At 36.9% G+C, this 20,029-nt stretch carries 22 protein-coding genes and 2 pseudogenes; 15 read left to right on the top strand and 9 right to left on the bottom strand.

The features are described 5' to 3' along the window. Window positions 1-107 precede the first annotated feature (107 nt). The 3 genes and pseudogenes from OWR28_RS12125 to OWR28_RS12115 all read right to left on the bottom strand — a co-directional run bounded on the left by OWR28_RS12125 (window position 108) and on the right by OWR28_RS12115 (window position 4,279). A pseudogene (locus tag OWR28_RS12125) lies at window positions 108-1,687 on the bottom strand (ATP-dependent DNA ligase). Next, window positions 1,684-2,736 (bottom strand): ligase-associated DNA damage response exonuclease, encoded by a 1,053-nt coding sequence (locus tag OWR28_RS12120; protein WP_332386823.1) that lies wholly within the window; start codon window positions 2,734-2,736, stop codon window positions 1,684-1,686. Before OWR28_RS12120 ends, OWR28_RS12125 begins: the two are co-directional and overlap by 4 nt. 97 nt (window positions 2,737-2,833) lie before the next feature. Beyond that, on the bottom strand, window positions 2,834-4,279 hold the full coding sequence (locus tag OWR28_RS12115) for a S41 family peptidase (protein WP_332386822.1): 1,446 nt from the start codon (window positions 4,277-4,279) through the stop codon (window positions 2,834-2,836). A gap of 196 nt (window positions 4,280-4,475) precedes the next feature. On the opposite strand from OWR28_RS12115, the gene OWR28_RS12110 reads away from it, so the two are divergent. Genes OWR28_RS12110 through OWR28_RS12100 form a run of 3 tightly spaced genes read left to right on the top strand, consistent with a single transcriptional unit; the run spans window position 4,476 to window position 6,492 of the window. Next, window positions 4,476-5,264 carry an SDR family oxidoreductase gene (locus tag OWR28_RS12110; protein ID WP_332386821.1) on the top strand — a complete coding sequence of 263 codons (789 nt, stop codon included), beginning with the start codon at window positions 4,476-4,478 and terminating at the stop codon, window positions 5,262-5,264. 10 nt (window positions 5,265-5,274) lie between these two features. Next, window positions 5,275-5,670, top strand: a complete 396-nt coding sequence (locus OWR28_RS12105; RefSeq protein ID WP_332386820.1) for a GlcG/HbpS family heme-binding protein — start codon at window positions 5,275-5,277, stop codon at window positions 5,668-5,670. An 18-nt stretch (window positions 5,671-5,688) separates the two neighbouring features. Next, a complete protein-coding gene (locus OWR28_RS12100; protein WP_332386819.1) occupies window positions 5,689-6,492 on the top strand; it encodes a helix-turn-helix domain-containing protein in 804 nt (267 codons plus the stop codon). A gap of 150 nt (window positions 6,493-6,642) precedes the next feature. Here OWR28_RS12100 and OWR28_RS12095 read toward each other — a convergent pair whose 3' ends face one another. The 3 genes from OWR28_RS12095 to OWR28_RS12085 are packed head-to-tail and all read right to left on the bottom strand — an operon-like array spanning window position 6,643 to window position 7,944. Further along, on the bottom strand, window positions 6,643-7,098 hold the full coding sequence (locus OWR28_RS12095; RefSeq protein WP_332386818.1) for a PPC domain-containing DNA-binding protein: 456 nt from the start codon (window positions 7,096-7,098) through the stop codon (window positions 6,643-6,645). A gap of 1 nt (window position 7,099) precedes the next feature. Continuing rightward, complete coding sequence (locus OWR28_RS12090) at window positions 7,100-7,498, bottom strand: NAD-binding protein (RefSeq protein ID WP_332386817.1); 399 nt, start codon at window positions 7,496-7,498, stop codon at window positions 7,100-7,102. A gap of 2 nt (window positions 7,499-7,500) precedes the next feature. Further along, complete coding sequence (locus tag OWR28_RS12085) at window positions 7,501-7,944, bottom strand: NAD(P)-binding domain-containing protein (RefSeq protein ID WP_332386816.1); 444 nt, start codon at window positions 7,942-7,944, stop codon at window positions 7,501-7,503. 215 nt (window positions 7,945-8,159) lie between these two features. On the opposite strand from OWR28_RS12085, the pseudogene OWR28_RS12075 reads away from it, so the two are divergent. Further along, window positions 8,160-8,785, top strand: a pseudogene (locus OWR28_RS12075) (CatA-like O-acetyltransferase). A gap of 60 nt (window positions 8,786-8,845) precedes the next feature. On the opposite strand, the gene OWR28_RS12070 reads toward OWR28_RS12075, so the two are convergent. Next, complete coding sequence (locus tag OWR28_RS12070) at window positions 8,846-9,439, bottom strand: Crp/Fnr family transcriptional regulator (protein WP_332386813.1); 594 nt, start codon at window positions 9,437-9,439, stop codon at window positions 8,846-8,848. 579 nt (window positions 9,440-10,018) lie between these two features. Between OWR28_RS12070 and OWR28_RS12065 the strand changes: the two genes are divergently transcribed. Further along, window positions 10,019-10,186 carry a hypothetical protein gene (locus OWR28_RS12065; protein WP_332386812.1) on the top strand — a complete coding sequence of 56 codons (168 nt, stop codon included), beginning with the start codon at window positions 10,019-10,021 and terminating at the stop codon, window positions 10,184-10,186. A gap of 185 nt (window positions 10,187-10,371) precedes the next feature. On the opposite strand, the gene OWR28_RS12060 is transcribed toward OWR28_RS12065, so the two are convergent. Next, complete coding sequence (locus tag OWR28_RS12060; protein WP_332386811.1) at window positions 10,372-11,103, bottom strand: MBL fold metallo-hydrolase; 732 nt, start codon at window positions 11,101-11,103, stop codon at window positions 10,372-10,374. A 244-nt stretch (window positions 11,104-11,347) separates the two neighbouring features. Between OWR28_RS12060 and OWR28_RS12055 the strand changes: the two genes are divergently transcribed. After that, window positions 11,348-12,544 carry an MFS transporter gene (locus OWR28_RS12055; RefSeq protein WP_332386810.1) on the top strand — a complete coding sequence of 399 codons (1,197 nt, stop codon included), beginning with the start codon at window positions 11,348-11,350 and terminating at the stop codon, window positions 12,542-12,544. A gap of 103 nt (window positions 12,545-12,647) precedes the next feature. On the opposite strand, the gene OWR28_RS12050 is transcribed toward OWR28_RS12055, so the two are convergent. Further along, on the bottom strand, window positions 12,648-13,025 hold the full coding sequence (locus tag OWR28_RS12050; RefSeq protein WP_332386809.1) for a winged helix-turn-helix transcriptional regulator: 378 nt from the start codon (window positions 13,023-13,025) through the stop codon (window positions 12,648-12,650). Window positions 13,026-13,289: 264 nt separating this feature from the next. On the opposite strand from OWR28_RS12050, the gene OWR28_RS12045 reads away from it, so the two are divergent. From OWR28_RS12045 to OWR28_RS12005, 9 genes are all read left to right on the top strand, one after another. Further along, window positions 13,290-14,123 (top strand): alpha/beta hydrolase, encoded by an 834-nt coding sequence (locus OWR28_RS12045; protein WP_332386808.1) that lies wholly within the window; start codon window positions 13,290-13,292, stop codon window positions 14,121-14,123. Beyond that, entirely contained in the window at window positions 14,123-14,404 is a 282-nt protein-coding gene (locus OWR28_RS12040) for an MFS transporter (protein WP_332386807.1), read from the top strand. Before OWR28_RS12045 ends, OWR28_RS12040 begins: the two co-directional genes overlap by 1 nt. 100 nt (window positions 14,405-14,504) lie before the next feature. Continuing rightward, window positions 14,505-15,287: an MFS transporter gene (locus tag OWR28_RS12035; RefSeq protein ID WP_332386806.1), complete on the top strand. Its 783-nt coding sequence runs from the start codon at window positions 14,505-14,507 to the stop codon at window positions 15,285-15,287. A gap of 219 nt (window positions 15,288-15,506) precedes the next feature. Then, window positions 15,507-16,208 carry a DsbA family oxidoreductase gene (locus tag OWR28_RS12030; RefSeq protein WP_332386805.1) on the top strand — a complete coding sequence of 234 codons (702 nt, stop codon included), beginning with the start codon at window positions 15,507-15,509 and terminating at the stop codon, window positions 16,206-16,208. Window positions 16,209-16,312: 104 nt separating this feature from the next. Then, entirely contained in the window at window positions 16,313-16,894 is a 582-nt protein-coding gene (locus tag OWR28_RS12025; protein ID WP_332386804.1) for a 5'-methylthioadenosine/S-adenosylhomocysteine nucleosidase family protein, read from the top strand. A 68-nt stretch (window positions 16,895-16,962) separates the two neighbouring features. Continuing rightward, window positions 16,963-17,757, top strand: a complete 795-nt coding sequence (locus OWR28_RS12020) for a helix-turn-helix domain-containing protein (protein ID WP_332386803.1) — start codon at window positions 16,963-16,965, stop codon at window positions 17,755-17,757. 69 nt (window positions 17,758-17,826) lie between these two features. Continuing rightward, complete coding sequence (locus tag OWR28_RS12015) at window positions 17,827-18,837, top strand: S41 family peptidase (RefSeq protein ID WP_332386802.1); 1,011 nt, start codon at window positions 17,827-17,829, stop codon at window positions 18,835-18,837. 9 nt (window positions 18,838-18,846) lie between these two features. Beyond that, the gene (locus tag OWR28_RS12010; RefSeq protein ID WP_332386801.1) at window positions 18,847-19,368 is read left to right on the top strand and encodes a GNAT family N-acetyltransferase; all 522 of its coding nucleotides are present in this window, start codon (window positions 18,847-18,849) and stop codon (window positions 19,366-19,368) included. A gap of 72 nt (window positions 19,369-19,440) precedes the next feature. Then, complete coding sequence (locus tag OWR28_RS12005) at window positions 19,441-19,941, top strand: Crp/Fnr family transcriptional regulator (protein WP_332386800.1); 501 nt, start codon at window positions 19,441-19,443, stop codon at window positions 19,939-19,941. The last annotated feature ends 88 nt before the right edge of the window (window positions 19,942-20,029 follow it).

The following is a 20,029-nucleotide window of genomic DNA, read 5'->3' as shown; positions in this document are numbered from 1 at the left end:
AATCTGATTTGGTTTTAATGCAAAAGATGCTGAGAGCTGGTATGAAATTATTGCTGGGCAAAGTTACTCTGCGAATCATTGCTAATGAATTAAAATACTTTACAATATTATTGTATTAACTTTTTTATTTCTTCAAGAGTGTCTATTTCATCTACTGTTTTATCTTTCCGCCATCTTACAATCCTCGGGAAACGGAGCGCCACACCGCTTTTATGGCGGTTGCTGAAACCAATTCCCTCAAAAGCAATTTCGAAGACCAGCTCTGCTTTTACCGTTCTTACAGGACCGAATTTCTCAATAGCATTTTTGGTTACAAAGCGGCTTACTTCCATAATTTCTTTATCTGTAAGTCCGGAATAAGCTTTGGCTATGGTTACTAAAGCATCACCATTTTTCACGGCAAAAGTATAATCAGTATAGTAAGCACTTCGTCTGCCGTTTCCTTTCTGGGCATAAATAAGCACTGCATCAATGGTAAACGGATTGATTTTCCACTTCCACCAGTCACCTTTTTTCCGGCCGGAATGGTAAGGAGAATTTTTCTGCTTCAACATCAATCCTTCACTGTTTACTTCCCGTGAATTTTCTCTGAGGGTATTCAGTTCTTCCCATTTTTCAAACTCCAGACTTTTGGAAATGCTGATGTTCTGAGGACTTTCATTCAATAACAGTTCTTCAAGCAAAGCTCGTCTTGCAGAGATCGGTTTCTCTCTCAGATCATTACCTTCAAGCTCCAGCAGGTCATAGGCAAAAACTTCTATCGGGATTTCCGACAGCATTTTTTTAGTTAAAGTTTTTCTGTTTAATCTTTTTTGTAATTCATTAAAATTTAAAACCTTACCGTCTTTTACTGCCAATATTTCTCCGTCTAGTACAAAATTGCCTTTCATTTCCTGTACAACTTCTCTGATTTCCGGAAATTGTTCTGTCACAAGTTCTTCACCCCTTGACCAGATGAAGACTTCATCGTTTCTCCGTATGATCTGTCCGCGTATTCCGTCCCATTTATATTCTACCAGCCATTCATCAGGGCTTCCAAGTTCTTCAGGTCCTTTTTCCAAAGGATAGGCAAGGCAGAAAGGATAAGGTTTTGAATTATCAGGATTAACATTTTCTGCATCAATAAGTTCTTTGAAAGACACTTCATCCGGCAGCCATTTTCCCATCAGGCTGTGCATCAAAGCACTGGATTCCTGACCGGAAAATCTGGTCAGCGCATTGATTAATGTTTTATCTGATACTCCGATACGGAAGCTTCCGCCAATTAATTTATTGAAAATCAAACGCTCAGTATAATCCAGACCATTCCATGACTGCAGTACAAATTCTTTTTCTCTGTATCTGTTTTGTTTTTTAAATTAACAATATCATTCATCCATTCTGATAAAGAACGTTCTATTTTTTCCTGCGGAGGAGGCAGTATTAATGATAAAGTTTCCCCAAGATCTCCTACAGAAGAATAAGATTCCTGAAACAGCCAGTAGGGAAGCTGCGTAATCTCCAGTGCCCATTCTTTCATGTAATTGGTATTCACATTTCTCTTGGGTCTTTTTCCGGTAAACAAGGCAATAAACCACACTTTATCCTCATCGGGAGCGCGTTCCAGATAATCAATGATAGCATCAATTTTAGCATTGGTCTTATTGGTGGTTTCCAACGCGTTGATAAGTTCTGCAAAGTGTCTCATGATTCCGGGGTTTGAAGGGTTTCTTTTTCGGATTCTTCTTCGTCGTCTCCAAACAATGTTTCCACAACATCTGATTTGACTCCGATCTCATTCAGGTATTTTGAAAAGACTTCTGTCTGCCCGTGGGTAACATGTACAAGCTCGGCTTCGGTGGCTTTTACAGTCTGTAATAATCCTTTCCAGTCAGCATGGTCGCTCATGGCAAATCCTGCGTCTGCGCTCCGCCATCTTCTGGCCCCGCGCACCTGCATCCACCCAGAGCATATGGCCGTAGCAGGATCAGGAATCTTTTTGATGATATTACTGTCCAGTAGGGCAGGTGGTACAATGACAATTTCATGCTGCACTTCCTTGGGACGTTCCCTGAAATCTGCAATCGTGTAATCCGGAAGATCAATTCCCACAGTTTCAAAGGCTTCATTCTGTTTTCCGATGGAATAGTGAACATATATTTTCCCCAGTTCTTCCACCGCCTTCATAATACGCTGGGCTTTCCCAAGAGAATACCCGATGAAGACTGACGTTTTGTTGTTTTCTTTATTTTTCAGTACCCAGTTCTGAAGTTTTTTATTTAAATCCAAAACTTCAAGCCAGTTGTAAATGGGTAGGCCAAAAGTACTTTCCGTCACAAATTCATTACATTTTACCAGCTCGAAAGGGGTGCTGAGTCCATCATTCTGCACTTTATAATCCCCCGAAATTACGGTTACATATCCTTTATGTTCAAGTCTTATCTGAGCAGACCCGATAATATGTCCGGCAGGATGAAGGGAAAGCTTTACCCCATTGATGGTAACAACCTCTCCGTATTCTACGCTCCGGCATTCGATATCTGTTCCGATTCTCTGATGAAGAATAGGTTTTGTGAAATGATGGCACAGGTATTTTTTCATTCCCCAGCGGGCATGATCAGCATGGCCATGGGTAATGACCGCCATATCTACCGGCCGCCAGGGGTCTATATAAAATTTTCCCTGCGGACAGTAAATTCCTTTTTTGTAAATGTGATTAATTTCAATGGTGTGACTGGTTTTGTAGAATAACTTCAAAAACTTAACCAATTTACAACAAACTGTTTATTTTTAATTATTGAAAGTATGAAAAGAGCTTAAAAAAAGCTGCTTCGGTTCGAAACAGCCTGTTATTTTATTTTTCATTAAGAACTTCACTTACATAATCAATCCATTGATAATCAGGGATTGTTCGGTCTATGTAATAATCCGGCTGAATCCCTTTTCCATCAATGGCCATTTCCGGAATGCGGAAACTTTTAGAAAGAGAATATCCTAATTTAAATTCGTTACAGGGTGAATTAATAAAATACATATTGGAAATATCAAGAACTCCCGCTGTCGTTGTCCCGAAAAGCTTCACTTTTTTGCTCTGCTTGGCAGCCAGTAAAAACTCTTCGGCAGTACTGCCATTACCATCATTGATGATAATTCCCACATTTTCAGGATAAGGCGAAATTTTGTCAAGCTTGTTGATTCCTACTATATTTCCGTCGTCCTGAAGGCTGACAAACTTGCCTAAGTTCCTGGTGAGTTTATCATAGGCCTTCTTCAGATATTCTCTTTCTTGCTCCGGTATTCCATATTTCTGGTAATTCTCATACAGATCCAGCATTCGCTGATTATTCAGTTTTGTAGAATAAAACTGTGTCCTGATACTTCTGATAGGATTGGTATAGAGATAGGGGATAATTTTATCAAAACTGCTGTCACTGCCGCCGCCATTATTTCTGATATCAATAATCAGATTTTCTGTACTTTCAATTTTAGATTGATTGGCTGCCATAACGCTGTCTATATCTTTTTTTAAAGCACCGTTGAAAGAAGGAATTCTTAAAAGCAGTGTAGTTTTATTAAGCACTTTCAGGAAAGGCTTTTGTGCGTTTATTGTTTCAAAGTACGTTTCAACGCCTTCTTCTTTTCCAAATTGGGGCGAAATTCTTTTCAGGGTAAACTCACCCAATCCAAGATAATTTTTTCCAATGAACCTTATATTGTTTATTTCCTGGGCAGATTTGTTTCTCAAATAAAAGGTTCCTGTGGTTTTATCAGCTTTAATAACCAGTTTCAGTTCATAAGGTTTCCAGTTTTCTGCTCCGGATGTAATAATAAAACCCTTATAACTGTCGCCAAATTTCTTGATTCCTATCGTGTAAGGCCCGGTTCCCCAGATCCCTTCAATTTCCGAATCTTTCTTAGTCAGAACTTCATTTTTAAATTTTTCAAGATCAACTTTTACCATTTCTGTTTTTAAATTTTCAACAGCTGCAGGTGGATTTTGCTGACTGGCATTGTCAATTTTTGAGATTGAAAAATGGCCGGATCTGAAGAATTTAAGCCAGTCATAAATGATTTGCTGGCATTCAGTATCTGATTTTACATTTTTGATTTTGTTCAGAAATTCATTGCTATGAGCCTGATAAGCAGGAATTCCCTTTTGATCAATCACATATTGATAGCCGGCATCATTTTCCTCAAATGTCTTTTTTACCCACTGATAATTACTTTCACAATTACAATTCTGAGCAAAGCTGAAAGAAGAAGAGATAAAAATTAAAAGAACCGTTTTAATTTTAAGCATATACTGGTTTTAGTTTTATATTACAAATCTAACGATAAATATATTTTTTTATGATGTGAAAGTGGACTTATTTAGAAAATTATTCATCCTCTGATCGTTTTTTTCTGAACTTTCCAGCAATATAAAAATGAACTTTCAGGCAACATTATCCTTGTGGGAATCTTTGAAATTTGTACCATCATTTAAAAAGAATACAATGAGTAAAACAATTTTAATTACAGGGGCAGCAAGTGGTTTCGGAAAGATTGCTGCTTTTGATCTTGCTAAAAAAGGACATAAGGTAATTGCCACTGCGCAGGTTTATCCTCAGATGAGTGATTTAATCCGCGAAGCTAAGGAACACGGGATTGATCTTACAGTGGATAAGCTGGATGTAACCAGCCAAAGAGATATTGATTATATCCTGAAAAAGTATGAAATAGATATCTTAATCAGTAACGCAGGAATTATGGAAGGCGGTCCAATTGCTGAACAGCCGGTAGATATTATCCGTGCTATGTTTGAAGTGAATGTGTTTGGTGCATTGAATCTTGCGCAGGGCTTCATCAGAAAGTTTGTTGAAAAGAAGAGTGGTAAGATTGTTTTTACTTCCTCAATGGGAGGGTTGTGGACCGTTCCTTACGTTGCAGCTTATTGTTCTTCCAAACATGCGCTGGAATCTATTGCTGAAGGGTTAAGAACCGAACTCGCTCCGTTTAATATTAAAATTGCAACCTGCAATCCGGGTGTATTCGGAACTGGATTTAATGACAGGGGTGTAGACTCTATCTTCCATTGGTATGATCCTAAAATTAATTTTACACCGGAATCTGCATTTGACGGTGCTGCTGAATCGTTAGCACATCAACTTGATCCGCAGTCTATGGCTGAAGTGATTGTAAATGTAGCTTTAGATGACCATTGTAATTTCAGAAATGTCCATCCGAAAGAAACTGAGGATTTTGTAAAACAGCTTCAGGCGGAAGCGTGGAACACAAAGAGCTAATCCTATGGAAATGAATTATGAACTTGCTGAAAAGGCTTTAAATGCAGCAAAGGAAAGGGCATTATCTATGAATATTCCTGTAAGTATTGCTGTGATGGATGCCGGAGGTCATCTTGTTGCATTGGCAAGACTGGACAGTGTCTGCGGAGTGATGGATTTTGCTGTTAAAAAAGCAAAAACGGCAGTGATGTTTGGAGTGAACAGTGATATATTAGGAGAAATTATCTCTGAAACAGGCATTCATGGTTATGGAATGCTGAACTCAAATGAGGGACTTCTGACAATTGCAGGGGGTGTTGTCATAAAAAGTACAGCCGGAAAGATTATTGGTGCCATAGGCTCTTCAGGTGGAACTCCGGAACAGGATAAGGAAATAGCAGAAGCAGGAGTGCAGGCTATAGCTTAAATTTCAGATATTTGTATCATGGAAAATACTACTGAGATCATATTTGACAAACTGGTTTATTCATGTGCTTTTGAATCTTACAAAGGTCATGAAGAATTCATCCCTGATTATTTTCTGGGGTTTCAGATCTCAGGGGAAACACATGCTTTTCATGAACACGGAAAAACAGTGATTAAAGAAAATACAGTAGTTCTGGTCAGGAAAAACCAGCTGATCAGAACGGTCAAATATCCTTCAGCCACGGAAAAATATCAGTTTATATCCATTACACTTGACGATGAAACATTGAGACAATATGCTGCTGAAAACAAAATAACGGTACACACCGGATTTCCGGGGGATCAGCGGTTATTTTTTGAACCTGATGATTTTTTTAATAGCTATTTTACTTCTCTTATTCCCTATATCAATAAGACTAAAGAGATACCTCCAAAACTGGCCATTTTAAAAGTAAAGGAAGCTATAGAGCTACTTTTACTGAGTAATCCTGATTTTAAAAACCTTCTTTTTGATTTCTCAGAACCTTATAAGATTGATCTTGAAGAATTTATGAACAGAAATTTTATGTTCAATGTATCGGTAAATGCTTTTGCAAAGCTTACAGGCCGTAGTCTTTCAGGATTTAAGAGAGATTTCAGTAAAACATTTCAGATGACGCCCAAACAATGGCTGAAAGAAAAAAGATTGAAGGAAGCTTATTATTTAATAAAAAACAGGGATAAAAAACCTTCGGATATTTATCTTGATCTGGGTTTTGAGAATTTATCGCACTTTTATTCTTCGTTCAAAAAGAAATTCGGGATGACCACTACTGAAATTTAATATAGTCCGCTAAAAAACACAAACTCGAGCATAAGTATAGCTGCTGATAAAAAGAACAAAGGCACAGGAACTAAATCTTGTGTCTTTGCATTTTTAACAGCTTTGAAATTTAAATACAGCATCAATACGCAATCAACAGTTGCCAGCACTCTATTTTTCAAAATCATAAAGATTGATGCCCGTTTCTTCGTTTTTAATTTTTACCACTCTGGTATTCAATGGATAGAAAATAAATTCTGCGGCTCCCTGAATTTTTGCTTCTAAAAGGTGTCCTGCCAAAGCGGTGTAATCTTCTCTACCCAGCGTAATATGAAGGTGAAGCGTCAATTTTCCTTCTATTTCCGAAACATTTCCGGAAATATTGGTGACTTCCATCTGTTCTTTAAAAGCTTTATCCACATATTTTTTAGTAGCCGGATTAAAGAAACGGAGTGTTGCTTCACTCACCGCTCCAATTCCTGTTACTTCTCCCGCCTGAATTTTCTGGTCCCGGATAAAATCCGTTAAAACCTCTACAATATTGGAATGATTGTCAATACTTACGATATAAATATGACCTGTTTTTCTTGCAGACCAATGTTTTCCTTTATAATTGATGATCTCCATATTATTCTATTGTTTTTAAATAATTGATGATTCCTATCACGTCATCCTGACCAAATCCTTTATCATGTGCATTTTGATAGGTTTTAATCAATGCTCCGGATAAAGGGAAATCAGCCCCGGCATTTTTAGCCAGAAGAATGTCTTTGAGCATAAGATCAAGAGCAAATGCCGGGGTGTACTCGTCCGCAATCAACAGAGGTGTTTTTACCTTTGTTGCACCGCTTCCGCTGGCACTTTCATTGATTATCTCAAGCATATCGGACCGTTCAATACCTAATTTCCCGGACAGCAATACAGTTTCCGCCAGCCCCTGATAAATGGCAGACAGAAAATAATTGATGGATAGTTTTCCTGCGATTCCTTTTCCGTTTTCCCCCAAATGTTTTACAGATTTTCCCATTTTTAAAAGATAGGGCATGGCTCGCCTGATGTCTTTTTCTTCACCTCCTGCCATAATAATGAGGGTCCTTCCTGTGCCGGTACGGTACTTCCTGCCACAGGAGCGTCAATAAAAGAAGCTTCCTTTATTTTCAGAGCGGCTGCAGTTTCTGTAGAGGTTTCGGGAGAGATCGTACTCATATCCACGAAGAGCTTCCCTTGAATATTTAAAGGAATAATTTCTTCATATACTGCTTTTACGGCACTGTCGTTGGTAAGCATCGTGAATACAATATCACTGTTTTGTACAAGGTCTTTAATTTGAGTGCAGACTGATGATTTTTCTTCAAAGTCTCTGGTTTTTTCAGAAGATCTGTTGTAAACGGATAACTGAAAGCCTGCTTTCTCAAGGTTTTTGGCCATAGGATGTCCCATATTTCCTAATCCGATGAATCCGATTTTTTCCATTGCCATATTTTATTTTTATTATTAATTAGATTGTATACAGTTTATCTCCTGAATGAAAAAGGAGTTACGTACAAATAAGTAAGTTGCAAATACGTTATTTTGCTGCAAAATGCCTACCAAATCATGGTCTTATAAAGTTAAGTTTTAATTATATTTTCAGTCATAAATTTTTTAAACCGGAGAAACTTTCAGAAATTTGCACAAAATAAGAGTTAATGAAGATTGTAGACATAGATAACTGGAACAGGAAAGAACATTTTGAATTTTTCTCTAATATGGCAAGTCCTTATTTCGGATTTACGACAGAAGTAGACTGTACAAAAGCATATGAGACAGCCAAAGAAAAAGGATATTCTTTTTTGCCTACTATTTTCATAAGTCTATGGTGGCGATTAATACAGTTGATGAATTAAAACTCAGAATCGTTGACGGACAGGTTGTACAGTTTGATACGGTTCATGCCGGCAGCACAATCGGAAGACCGGATGGTACTTTTGGTTTTTCTTTTACTCATTATTCAGAAGATTTTGAAACGTTTAATGCAGCTTTGCAGGAGGAGATAAAAGGGGTTCACCAGACTTCGGGACTGAGACTAAGCAATGAAAGGCTGGGAAAAGATCATGTGAGACATACCACCATTCCCTGGAACTTTTTCAGTGCTATATTGCAGCCTACTGATTTTAATACGAAGGAATCAGTTCCTAAAGTTGCCTTTGGAAGATTTAATATCCGTGACGGCAGAAAATACCTTCCGGTTTCTGTTGAGGCGCACCACGGGTTGGCAGACGGGATTCATATTGCCAGATACCTGGAAGAATTTCAAAGACAGCTTGATCAGTAGGAGTGAGCAGAACACTGTCAGACAAAATATAGTAAAAGCCGGATTATTCCAGCTTTTACTTTAATAATAGATCTTCCGGCGTTCTATTTTTACCATCTGATCCTTTTCCATTTGTTTTATGGTTCTTATCACTGTTTCTACCCGTAATCCGGTAAGTGAAGCAAGCTGCTGCCGTGTAAGCGGAACCTGGAAAGAGTAAGGTGTTTTTTCCTCATGGTAGCTTTTCAGGTAGTCCATAAGCAATTTCAGCTTGGATACAGGATTCTGAAAAGAAAGATTATACAGCATGATATATTTATAATACATCCTTTCCGCGAGGCATTCATAAACGCTTAATGAAATTTCGGGATTATTCCGGATCAGATCAAGGAAATTCTGTCTTGGCATTCTGAATACACTTGAATTTTCCATTGCAACGGCATTCATAGGGTATGGTCTGTCTACAAACAACAGGGATTCTCCAAAGCTTTGACCGTCTGAGAATATATTCTGGATAAATTCTTTTCCGTCTTCCGTATAATTATTGAGTTTAACTTTACCTTTTTCAATCTGGTAATAATACATTGGAGACTCTTCTTCCCGGAAAATAATATCTTCTGCCTTGTAATCTTTAATTTCGGCTCCAAATGAAATTAATAAACTTTCAATGATCATATTCTATTTCAATATTTTAAATAAACATTTGTACTATTCTTGTATAAAAACTTTCTTAAAATAAAGGAACATGGATTTTATTTATTTTCTGAAGAACGTGGTACCATTCATATACCACACATACTTGCTTTTTTTGAAGAAATTCTTTTGCAGGTTATTGATTGAGATCATAAAAAGTTATACTGCCAATCTGCTACATTTACAGCCTGTCAGAAAGTACCCTTGCAAATAGTGGGAAACGGGCTGATAAAAGCTATTATGATATTTACTGAAAAAAATAACGTGGTATCTATGTGGTACGCGGTTTTAATAAAATTTTAATCATTTTTTCTTTCTTTGCCAATGTAAAAATGATATAAAATTCACATGTATGATTTTTTAACATATTTATTCAATAATTACAACCTATACACTATGAAACATTACATTATATTAATTAAAAACAATAAAATTTTAAACATATAAAAACTATCCTGTTTCCAATATTAATCAGCAAAACACAGATATCAGAGAAAAAAAGACTTTGTACTGATGCGCAAGAGATGCCGTATCTGAAATAAGTAGAGATGAGAAAGTATTATGAAAAATAGAAACCCTGAACCGAATATAGAGGATTTGAATCAGAAAATTCTTGTACAAGACGAAATTATGGCACTTGCCAAAGCAAATTCTCCCCGTTTGCTGAATAAATTCAGACTTGTCTATCCTGATTTTTTAAAAAGTTATCAGCTATACAGCCTTCGTTAAAAAACTCTGAACTGATCTTTTGTATCTATCTTAAGCTCAATATGACCACCAAGGAAATTGCAACCTGTATTTTTGTAACGCCCAAAGCCATACAAAACAGGAAAAACAGGATAAGAAAAAGCTCAATATTCCTTCGGAATTTGATATCTACAAATGGTTTAATGAAATTTAAACCATTTTTTTATTTAAAATTCTATAACGGTTTTATCCAGGTCATGATACAAAAGAACTTTCCAATGGTTTTCCTGTGCTTCTTTTTCCCATTTAAGCCTTAATTCCATTGCTTTCCTGCCATCAAAATCGCTTTTATAAGCCAGATGATACTTCAGATAGGAAGCCTGTGGAAGATCATCGGCGCCATAGAACACCGTTTCCTCATTTTCTCTGATCCAGAATACCTGCATAAACGGAGTATGTCCGCCCGCCACTTCATATGAAATCTCATCTGTAATCTGTCCTTTATCCTGATTCATCCAGATGATATCAGGCAGTTGAATCAATTTTTCCAGCATATCAAAATTAAAGGAAGGATTACCCTTATTTTCCATAGCAAAATCCAGCTCACGTTTTTGTATATACATCTGAGCATTGGGAAAAGTTGCCTCAAAGCCGTTATCCGTAAGTGTCACTGCTCCTTCGATATGATCTTTGTGAAGATGGGAAAATAATAATTTAGTGATCTGGCCGGGATGAATATTTTCCCTTTCCAGAATTTCGGAAATTACAGTTGTCCCGGACTTGTTTTTCCAGCCAATGCCTGCATCCAGAAGAATATAATCATTTTCAGTAATGATGAGAAAAGGCTGTACAGACATTTTAATTCCTCCAACCTGTTCAAAGTTTTCATCGGTTAAAAGTGTAAAATCCTTGGTTTTGCTTGCCGAAAAATTGCCTTCTTTAAGTGGAATGATTTTCATGCTGCAAATTTCTTTAATATTTCCAATATGTAAAAGGTTTTTCATCGATATACATCATCAATAAAAACAATGATCCGGCAGTTTATTGAAATCATTTTACTTACAGCAGTTCCTGCCTTATTTTATAAAAATGTAAAAATGTAAACCGGGGAATTTCTTTTTTTAATGATTATCTTTGAACTCTTAAAAATCTGGCGATATCAACGGTCAGATGGTTTTCATTTCAAATAAAAATTTATACGTAATGCAGGAGAGTTCTACCCATGGTATTTCCCGGACGGTTATCTGGCTTATGGCTATTATTTCCGGACTTGTAGTTGCCAATAATTATTATAATCAGCCGCTGTTAGCCCTCATTTCAGAAGAGCTTCAGATTCCTGAGAGTTCAGCGAGTAAAATTTCTGTACTTACTCAGATCGGTTATGCATTGGGATTATTACTGATTGTGCCGTTAGGAGATAAGTTTTTTCGTAAAAAATTGATTTTAATTGATTTATTTCTTGTTTTCGGATCACTTTTATGGATGACTTTTGCCACTCAGCTATGGATGCTGTATGCCTCCAGTCTGCTGATTGGTGCAACGTCTGTTATTCCGCAGCTTTTTGTGCCTATTGCGGCAGAACTTTCATCAGATAAAGAAAAATCGGGCAATATCGGGCTGGTAATGTCAGGATTGCTGCTGGGAATTCTTTTATCCCGTTTTGTCGGAGGAATTGTTGGCGAAGTATGGGGCTGGAGAGCTATGTTCGGTATCGCGGCAGGATTAATGATCCTGGTTTGGCTGGCTGTGTATAAAATGCTGCCTGAGTTATCTCCGAACTTTAAGGGGACTTATAAAGAACTGATGCGTTCTGTTGCCCATCTTGCGAAAACCCAGCCGGTTCTTCAGCTGGCATCTTTCCGTGGGGCAATGGCCTTCGGATCCATGTGTGCTTTGTTTACCACATTGGTTTTCCATATGGAGAAACCGCCTTTCAACGCAGGTTCTTCTGTAGTGGGAAGTTTTGGACTGGCCGGCGCGGTAGGAGCTTTGGCAGCTGCAAAGGTAGGGAAACTGCAAAAATACCTTGATATTAACCGGATTATATTGTATTCCCTGCTGATTGTTATTGGGAGCTGGGGATTCACCTACTTTGCAGGAAAAACCTACTGGGGACTTATTGTCGGGGTAATTCTTGTTGATCTGGGAGTACAGTCCAGTCATATTATGAACCAGACCAATTATTTTTTACTTAAATCCAATGCCGTAAACAGGCTGAATACAGTTTATATGGTATCTTATTTTATTGGCGGATCACTGGGAACCTGGCTGGCTTCTATTGCATGGCAGAAAGCTCAATGGGGTGGTGTATGCTTCGTAGGAACTACATTTGGAGTATTGGCTCTGATCGCCCATATTCTGTTTTCAAAAAGAGTAAATAAAGCAAACGCAGAGATGTAAATTTTTATATTTCGGATTTGTTTAAGGAGCGGGATTTTATCAAAGATAAAATCCCGCTCCTTTTATTTTCAAGTCTATTCAGATTCAAAATCCGCAGAATTTATTATGCTTCGGTTGTTTCCTGTGCCTGCATCATTTCCCTGTGTTTTCCTCCCCATTCATCAAGCAGTTTCCATATAGGAATCAGTTCCCGGGCAATATCAGTAAGCTCGTAATCTACTCTTGGGGGAACTTCTGCATGAACAGTTCTTTTTACCAAGCTTTCTTTCTCCAACTCTCTCAGCTGCAGGGTAAGCATTCTTTCCGTGATTCCTGAAATAGAGTTTCTAAGCTCGCTGAAACGTAATTTTTCATCTTTTAGTTTGTTTAAAATAATCAGTTTCCACCGGCCTCCGATTTTGCATACAGCATAGCTCAAATCACATCCCTGTATATATTGTCTGTTGATATTATTCGTCGAATTTTCTTTTAGCTTTCCCATTACTTACAAATTTGTTAGTACCATACATTTAGCTGTATACAATGCAAATGTAAGGTTTGAGATTTAATTTTACACACAGAAAGCAGAAAATATGCGGCAGTAAGGAACAATAGCGCTCACGTTCCCTGTAAAATAATAGTAACTCAAATCAAAATAATAATGCAATTAACACCTAAAATAACACAGATTCTAAATCATTTAGAAAAAATACAACCTTTCAATCCTCAGAGTTCCTTAGACGGAACCCGTAAATATCTTGAAACAATGTCCTTTCAGCTTAGCGGAAAAAAAGAATCCGTTGCAATGATTGAAGAATTGGAGATTCAAAGAGAAAACCATCAGATTCCTGTTCGGATTTATCGTCCTAACGGAAAAGATATTCAGAATTCATCGGCCATTATTTATATTCATGGAGGATGGTTCATCGCTGGAGGATATGAAACCCATGATGCTGTAGTTCGTAAACTGGCTAATAAAACCGGATCTGCGGTTATCTTTATAGACTACCGTCTTGCTCCGGAACATCCTTTTCCTGCAGGCTTAAATGATTCTCTTGACAGCATAAAATGGGTCATAGAAAAGGCAGAATCTTTAGGAATTGATCCTGATAAAATAGGAATAATAGGAGATAGCGCTGGCGCAGCATTGGCTGCGGCTGTTTCTACTCAGATAGGAAAGCATCTGAAATTTCAGGTATTAATTTATCCTGCAGCCGATAATCAGCTCAATTCAAAATCCTGGGAAACTTATGAAAACGGGCCTGTTCTTAATAAGCAGGGCGGGATTGAAGCATGGGACTGGTATCTTCCCAAAGAAGAAAAAGATAATGCTTTGGCAATTCCTGTCTTAATCAAAGATTTTAAAGAAACTCCACCCACTTTAATAATTCTTGCAGAGCATGATCCTTTGCTTGATGACGGGAAACAGCTTTCTGAAAATATGAAAAATGCAGGCGTTACACTTACAACAAGTCTTTACAAAGATATGGTCCACGGATTTATGCATATGGGAGAAATCCTGGAAGAAGTACAATCTGCAATAGATGAAATGGCTGTTTTTGCTCACCGAAATTTAAATTCTGTAGAAGAAAAAGTATAATGAAAAAATACGCATATATTGGATGTCTGGGGTTTATAGCCGTTATTACAACAGAATTTGGCGTCATTGGAATTCTCCCGCAGGTTGCAGAACATTACAAAATAAGTATAGACAAAGCAGGGTATCTTTTGAGTGCTTTTGCATTAATTATTGCTCTTACAGGCCCTTTTATGACCTTACTTACCTCAGGTTTTGACCGTAAAAAAATAATGCTTGCAGCCATTTTTATGTTTCTGATTACAGGTTTTGTATCTTCTTTTCACCTCCTTTCTGGCTATTGATGCTGGTTAGGATTTTACCGGCATTTCTACAGCCTGTATATATTGCAACAGCTTTATCTGTGGCAGTCTCCCAGGCAGATGACCGGAAAAAAATGAGCTGATGGGAATTGTATTTAATGGAGTAGCCATTGCGATGGTTACAACGGTTCCTTTTGCAACATGGATTGCGGGACTTTGGTCCTGGGAATATTCATTTATGATACAGACTGCTGTAAGTCTGATTGCTTTAGGGGTCATTTACTTCCTTCTTCCTCCGATGCCTGTGAAAGAAAAGAAATCCTATGGAAACCAGGTTAGAATCCTGAAGCAGCCTCCATTTATTCTAAGTACTCTGACTAACTTTTTCATGATTACGGCTTGGTTTTCTACCTACAGTTATTTTGCTGATTATCTGAATAAAGCCAAAGGAATGGATACATCAATGGTAAGCTATATGCTGCTGCTGTTTGGGCTTATCGGAGTTGCAGCCAATGGAGTTGCCGGAAAAATGCTTAATAAAAATATTGCGGGTACTACAGCTATTTTTCTTTCGGGAACCATTTTAGTACCTGTACTTTTATATTTTTCTGATGGAAATTTATTCGCAACAATTCTGGTAATCGGGATCTGGGGTTTTCTGTATTCACCAAGTTTTCTGAATGCATCAGCTTATATGATCTCTTCCGCACCGGATTCACTGGAATTTGCCAACAGCCTGGCTACATCTTTCGGAAATCTGGGAGTAACGCTGGGAACTACGATAGGAGGATGGATCATTGTGACAAAAGGAGTCGCATATATTCCCTGGATAGGTGTTGTTTTTGGGATTCTTGCATTTCTGATGATGATCTTAAAAAGCAGAGTTGAAAAACGAATCCAGGTTGTTTCCATTTGTCAGAATTAAACTGTAACAATTTTTATTACATTGAATAAATTTTAGTAACTTTGTACTATTAATTTGAAACGTGTTTAAATTTTATTTCTGAAACATTAAGATTGTAGTAAGTTGATGAGCGTATTAAGATAAGCTTCACATAAGGCTTAAAAATCAGAATGATTCTTAATGGTTTTAATATATATTGAATATAAGTTTAAACAGTTTCTTGATTTAAAATTAAATACAATGAAAATAGAAATCTGGTCGGACGTAATGTGTCCGTTTTGCTATATCGGAAAAAATAATTTTGAACAGGCTCTAAGTAAACTACCTTTCAAAGATGAAGTAGAAGTGGAATGGAAGAGTTTTCAGCTGGATCCTACTTTAGATCCCAATGAAACACAGGATACCATTCAGTATTTCAGAGAGAAAAAAGGAGTCGCTGAAGCCCAGGCCAGTCAAATGCTGGGGCAGGTTACCCAAATGGGAAAAGGAGCCGGAATTGATTTCAATTTCGGAAAAACACTCATCACTAATACTTTCAGTGCTCATAAGCTGCTTCATTTAGCTAAGAAGCACAACAAATCCAATGAAATGGAAGAAGCATTATTTATTGCCCATTTCATTGATGGCAAAAACGTAGGTGATACTGAAGTTTTAATTGCTCTTGCAGAAAGTCTTGGAATTGATAAAGATGAAGCCAGAGAAGCCGTTACTACAGATCAGCTCTCTTATGAGGTTAATCAGGATATTCAGGAAGCAAGAAACAATGGGATTTCCGGAGTTCCTTTCTTTGTGCTGAACGGTAAATATGCCGTTTCCGGAGCTCAGCCTGCAGAGGTATTTGAAAATGCACTTCAGCAGACCTATAAAGAAACAGTGAGTCCGTTTAAGGATCTTTCCGGTGGCAGCGGAGCAGCATGCGATGCTGACGGATGCAGTATTTAAGATATGAGGACCCCAAAACAAATATTTGTTTTGGGGTTTTTAATTTAATAGAGTATCGTATCTTTGCCATACAGTGCCAATAGCTGTGTAAATCTGATTTCTCAATGATAAAAATTAACGACAACACTCACTATTCAATTGATGATACTCTTTTTGTTTTTGCATTAGATTCTGAAGCAGGAACTGTATTCGATGATAAAAACAAATTAATTACAGGCATTGGAAAAGTGAATGCTGCTATAGAACTAACCAAAGAAATTCATATCAGGAAACCTAAACTGATCGTGAATTTAGGCTCTGCAGGAAGCAAAGGATTTCATAAAGGAGAAGTAGTGTGCTGTACAAAGTTTATCCAGAGAGATATGGATGTAAGAGGGCTTGGATTTAAACTGTATGAAACTCCATTATCCGGAGTGCCTCCTGTACTGGAATACGGTCTTAAGATGGATACCTTAAAAGAAGGAATCTGTGGTAGCGGTGACAGTTTTGAAATGAACCACTCAGAAACAGATTATAATATTGTAGACATGGAGGCCTATCCACTGGCATTGATTGCCCAAAAGGAAAACATTCCGTTCCTATGCCTGAAATACATCTCTGATGATGCAGGAAGTGATGCCGCAGAAGACTGGAGTGTACAGGTGCATCTGGCTTCTGAAGCATTTAAAAAAATACTCTTTTCATAAAATAATACAATCCTGAACACCATTCAGGATTTTGTTTTCTGTTTATTTTTTATCTTCAATCCTTTAGTATGAAAGTTACTTTTTATCAACCTTTACATTCCGTTCTTAAAGAATATATTGAAGGATATTATTTTGTGGAAAAAGATGACAGTCATCAGCCAATCAGATACCTTACGTTTCCGGATAATTATTTTATCGTGTCAGCTTGTCAGGATGTTTCTATTATCCAGAATAAAGGATGGGTTGAAATCAGAAGGTCTCTATCCGAGAATATCGTGATTGATTTTGTATTCAGATGCTCTGTTCCAACTGAAATTCTTTATCAGCAATCCGTTAATGAAGTTACCGTTTACTTTAAACCATTAGGAATTTATCATTTTTATAATGCCGGTAAAAGTGATGATCTGCAGCAGGAAATTCATATTTCAGATTTTAAAGAAACGATGAATACCATTTTGAAAGAATCTGACAGAAATATACAAATTGAAATGCTGGAAAATTACTGGCTTTCAAAATTCATAAAGAAAGATTTACAGTTGGCTTATACAATTTTGAATGATTTTGAAACCGAGTTGAGCATTGAAGAAATTGCAGTCAAAAACAAAATAACAAGGCAATATGTCAATAAGATTTCCAGGCGCTATCTTGCTAAACCCGCTTCAGAATTCAGAAAAATCCAGCGTTTCCGAAATGTGCTGATCACCAACAAAAATTTCAGAAACCTTACGGAACTTTCTTATGAGAACCTGTTTTATGACCAGTCCCACCTTATTAAAGATTTTAAAGAACTTACCAGAATAAATCCCGGAAAATTCTTTGATGATGTAGATACTGGGAAAAATAATATCTGGCTGTTTATCTGAGTTTCCATTTTTACAATTCCCACAGACTTCATTAAAATACATTTGCTGAAATATTAAATCTTTATTTCAATGAAAAAAATATGCATTGGGGCCTGCTTTTTTATCTCCTTATTCACTGCTGCCCAGAAAAATGATGTTTCAGCAGTACTCTCTGATATTACAGAAAAAGTAAAAAGTCATTATATTGATAAAGAAACTTATAAAAAAGTGGACTCTTTATTTCAAAGTGAACTTAAAAAAGGAACTTTTAAAGCCCTCAATAAAAAAGATTTTGCGGATCTTCTTACTCAAAAGTTAAGAACAACCATTAAAGACGAACATTTTTTTGTTAAATATCTCGAAAACTACACGCCTGAAAAACAGATGAGTGAAAAAGAGAAAGAGAAATTGAACAATGAACACAATAGTCTTGAAAATTTCGGATTTGAAACAGTTCAGCGACTTCCGGGGAATATCGGGTACATCAATTATAAAGGTTTTGCCTCTCCTGAAGCCAGTGAAAAAACATTAGCAGCCACCATGGACTTTGTTGCCAATACCCATTCTCTGATTATTGACCTCAGAGAAAACGGAGGTGGAGAAAACGGGATGCTTCTTTTATTTTTAAGCTATTTTTTTGATCAGAAAAAAGATCTTTATACCACCTGGTTCAGACATGATCAGAAAACGGTTACCGACAGTACTCAATCCAAAGTTTCAGGACAGAAATATCTTCATAAAAAGGTTTATATTCTTACCAGTAAAAAGACTTTTTCAGCCGGAGAAGCTGTAGCCTATTTTTTGCAGCAATATAAACTTGCAGAAGTAATTGGTGAAAAAACAGGTGGTGCAGCCAACCCTGTAGATCATTTTATTGTTCAAAATCAATATTTACTGCTTGTTCCGGCAGGAAAAATAACTTCTTTAGCAAATGGTAAGAACTGGGAACATACAGGTATAATTCCTGATCAGGAAGTAAAAAGTGAAGATGCTTTAAAGACGGCTCACATCAAAATTTTAAAAAATATAATAACATCAGAAACAAAAACAGAACTAACCTTGCCTGAAATAAAAAATCTTATTTATAAATTAGAACAATAAATACTTATTATGTCATCGATAATCATTAGTAAATCAGGAACAGAAGACCTTGAAATATTACAAAATATTGGTATACAGACTTTCAAGGAAACGTTTGCAGAAGATAATACTGAAGAGGCAATGAGAAAATATCTGGAAGACAGCTTTAATACGGAAAAGATGAAATCAGAGCTGAATAATCCTGATTCTCTTTTCTATATTGCCTGGGAAGAAGACAATCCGGTAGGTTATCTGAAAGTGAATTCCGGGAAGGCGCAGACCGAGCTTCAGGACGATACCAGCCTGGAAATTGAAAGGATCTATGTAAAGAAAAGCCATCACGGGAAAAAAGTGGGGCAGCTTCTTTATAACCAGGCTTTGGAAACGGCTCAACAGCTGGGTAAATCATACCTTTGGCTTGGAGTGTGGGAGAAAAACCTTAGGGCTATCAATTTCTACAGTAAAAACGGATTTGTTGAATTTGACAAACATATTTTCAGGTTGGGAGAAGAAGAACAGACCGATTTGATGATGAAAAAGATACTGGATTAATTTTTTACCCACAAATAGCACAGATTTTTCCAGATGATTACATAATAATTCTTATACTTTCTGAATATTAAAATGAAAAACTCTGAATTTGTAAATCAGATCAACCGATATTACCCTTTATCTGATGAAACAATTAAAGATTTATTGTATATCTGTACGGAAGAATACTACCATAAAAATGATCTTCTGCTGGAATCCGGTGCCATGGCCAGATATTATTATTTTCTTAAGTCTGGATTAATAGGGTACTACACAACAGATGAACAGGGAAATACCATTTACAAAATCTTCTTTGAAGAAAATAGTTTTGTTGCTTCCACTGCTGCTATTATTAAAAATGAACCCAGTGATTTCAATATCATTGCCTTGGAAGATTGTTCTGTAATACAATATCCTGCAAAAGCCTATCGGGAACTGCTTGAAAAGCATCATGACCTTGCCCTTTTTCATATGTACTATCTTGAGAAAAACTGGGTGGTAAACAAAGAACCTCTGGAAGTTTCCCTCAAATACGAAACAGCCAAAAAACGATATCTGCAATTGCTTGAAAATACTCTCTTTATAACAGGTTAAAACAGCATCACATTGCTTCTTATCTGGGAATTACACCTACACAGCTCAGCCGCATAAAAAAAGAAATCAGCTGAGACTATAAATATAA

Origin of the sequence: Chryseobacterium sp. 1B4, assembly GCF_036631475.1 — a bacterium.
Taxonomy (GTDB): Bacteria; Bacteroidota; Bacteroidia; order Flavobacteriales; family Weeksellaceae; genus Chryseobacterium.
The sequence above is the reverse complement of the archived record's forward strand: the minus strand, read 5'-3'. Positions and strand labels throughout refer to the sequence as shown.

Coding starts and splice junctions, on each gene's coding strand:
- OWR28_RS12015 (WP_332386802.1), top strand. CDS start 17,827: ATGAAAAAAATATGCATTGGGGCCTGCTTTTTTATCTCCTTATTCACT.
- OWR28_RS12065 (WP_332386812.1), top strand. CDS start 10,019: ATGAAAAATAGAAACCCTGAACCGAATATAGAGGATTTGAATCAGAAA.
- OWR28_RS12025 (WP_332386804.1), top strand. CDS start 16,313: ATGATAAAAATTAACGACAACACTCACTATTCAATTGATGATACTCTT.
- OWR28_RS12115 (WP_332386822.1), bottom strand. CDS start 4,279: ATGCTTAAAATTAAAACGGTTCTTTTAATTTTTATCTCTTCTTCTTTC.
- OWR28_RS12110 (WP_332386821.1), top strand. CDS start 4,476: ATGAGTAAAACAATTTTAATTACAGGGGCAGCAAGTGGTTTCGGAAAG.
- OWR28_RS12055 (WP_332386810.1), top strand. CDS start 11,348: ATGCAGGAGAGTTCTACCCATGGTATTTCCCGGACGGTTATCTGGCTT.
- OWR28_RS12085 (WP_332386816.1), bottom strand. CDS start 7,944: ATGGAAAAAATCGGATTCATCGGATTAGGAAATATGGGACATCCTATG.
- OWR28_RS12020 (WP_332386803.1), top strand. CDS start 16,963: ATGAAAGTTACTTTTTATCAACCTTTACATTCCGTTCTTAAAGAATAT.
- OWR28_RS12105 (WP_332386820.1), top strand. CDS start 5,275: ATGAATTATGAACTTGCTGAAAAGGCTTTAAATGCAGCAAAGGAAAGG.
- OWR28_RS12060 (WP_332386811.1), bottom strand. CDS start 11,103: ATGAAAATCATTCCACTTAAAGAAGGCAATTTTTCGGCAAGCAAAACC.
- OWR28_RS12095 (WP_332386818.1), bottom strand. CDS start 7,098: ATGGAGATCATCAATTATAAAGGAAAACATTGGTCTGCAAGAAAAACA.
- OWR28_RS12040 (WP_332386807.1), top strand. CDS start 14,123: ATGAAAAAATACGCATATATTGGATGTCTGGGGTTTATAGCCGTTATT.
- OWR28_RS12035 (WP_332386806.1), top strand. CDS start 14,505: ATGGGAATTGTATTTAATGGAGTAGCCATTGCGATGGTTACAACGGTT.
- OWR28_RS12030 (WP_332386805.1), top strand. CDS start 15,507: ATGAAAATAGAAATCTGGTCGGACGTAATGTGTCCGTTTTGCTATATC.
- OWR28_RS12010 (WP_332386801.1), top strand. CDS start 18,847: ATGTCATCGATAATCATTAGTAAATCAGGAACAGAAGACCTTGAAATA.
- OWR28_RS12005 (WP_332386800.1), top strand. CDS start 19,441: ATGAAAAACTCTGAATTTGTAAATCAGATCAACCGATATTACCCTTTA.
- OWR28_RS12070 (WP_332386813.1), bottom strand. CDS start 9,439: ATGATCATTGAAAGTTTATTAATTTCATTTGGAGCCGAAATTAAAGAT.
- OWR28_RS12050 (WP_332386809.1), bottom strand. CDS start 13,025: ATGGGAAAGCTAAAAGAAAATTCGACGAATAATATCAACAGACAATAT.
- OWR28_RS12045 (WP_332386808.1), top strand. CDS start 13,290: ATGTCCTTTCAGCTTAGCGGAAAAAAAGAATCCGTTGCAATGATTGAA.
- OWR28_RS12090 (WP_332386817.1), bottom strand. CDS start 7,498: ATGGGAAAATCTGTAAAACATTTGGGGGAAAACGGAAAAGGAATCGCA.
- OWR28_RS12100 (WP_332386819.1), top strand. CDS start 5,689: ATGGAAAATACTACTGAGATCATATTTGACAAACTGGTTTATTCATGT.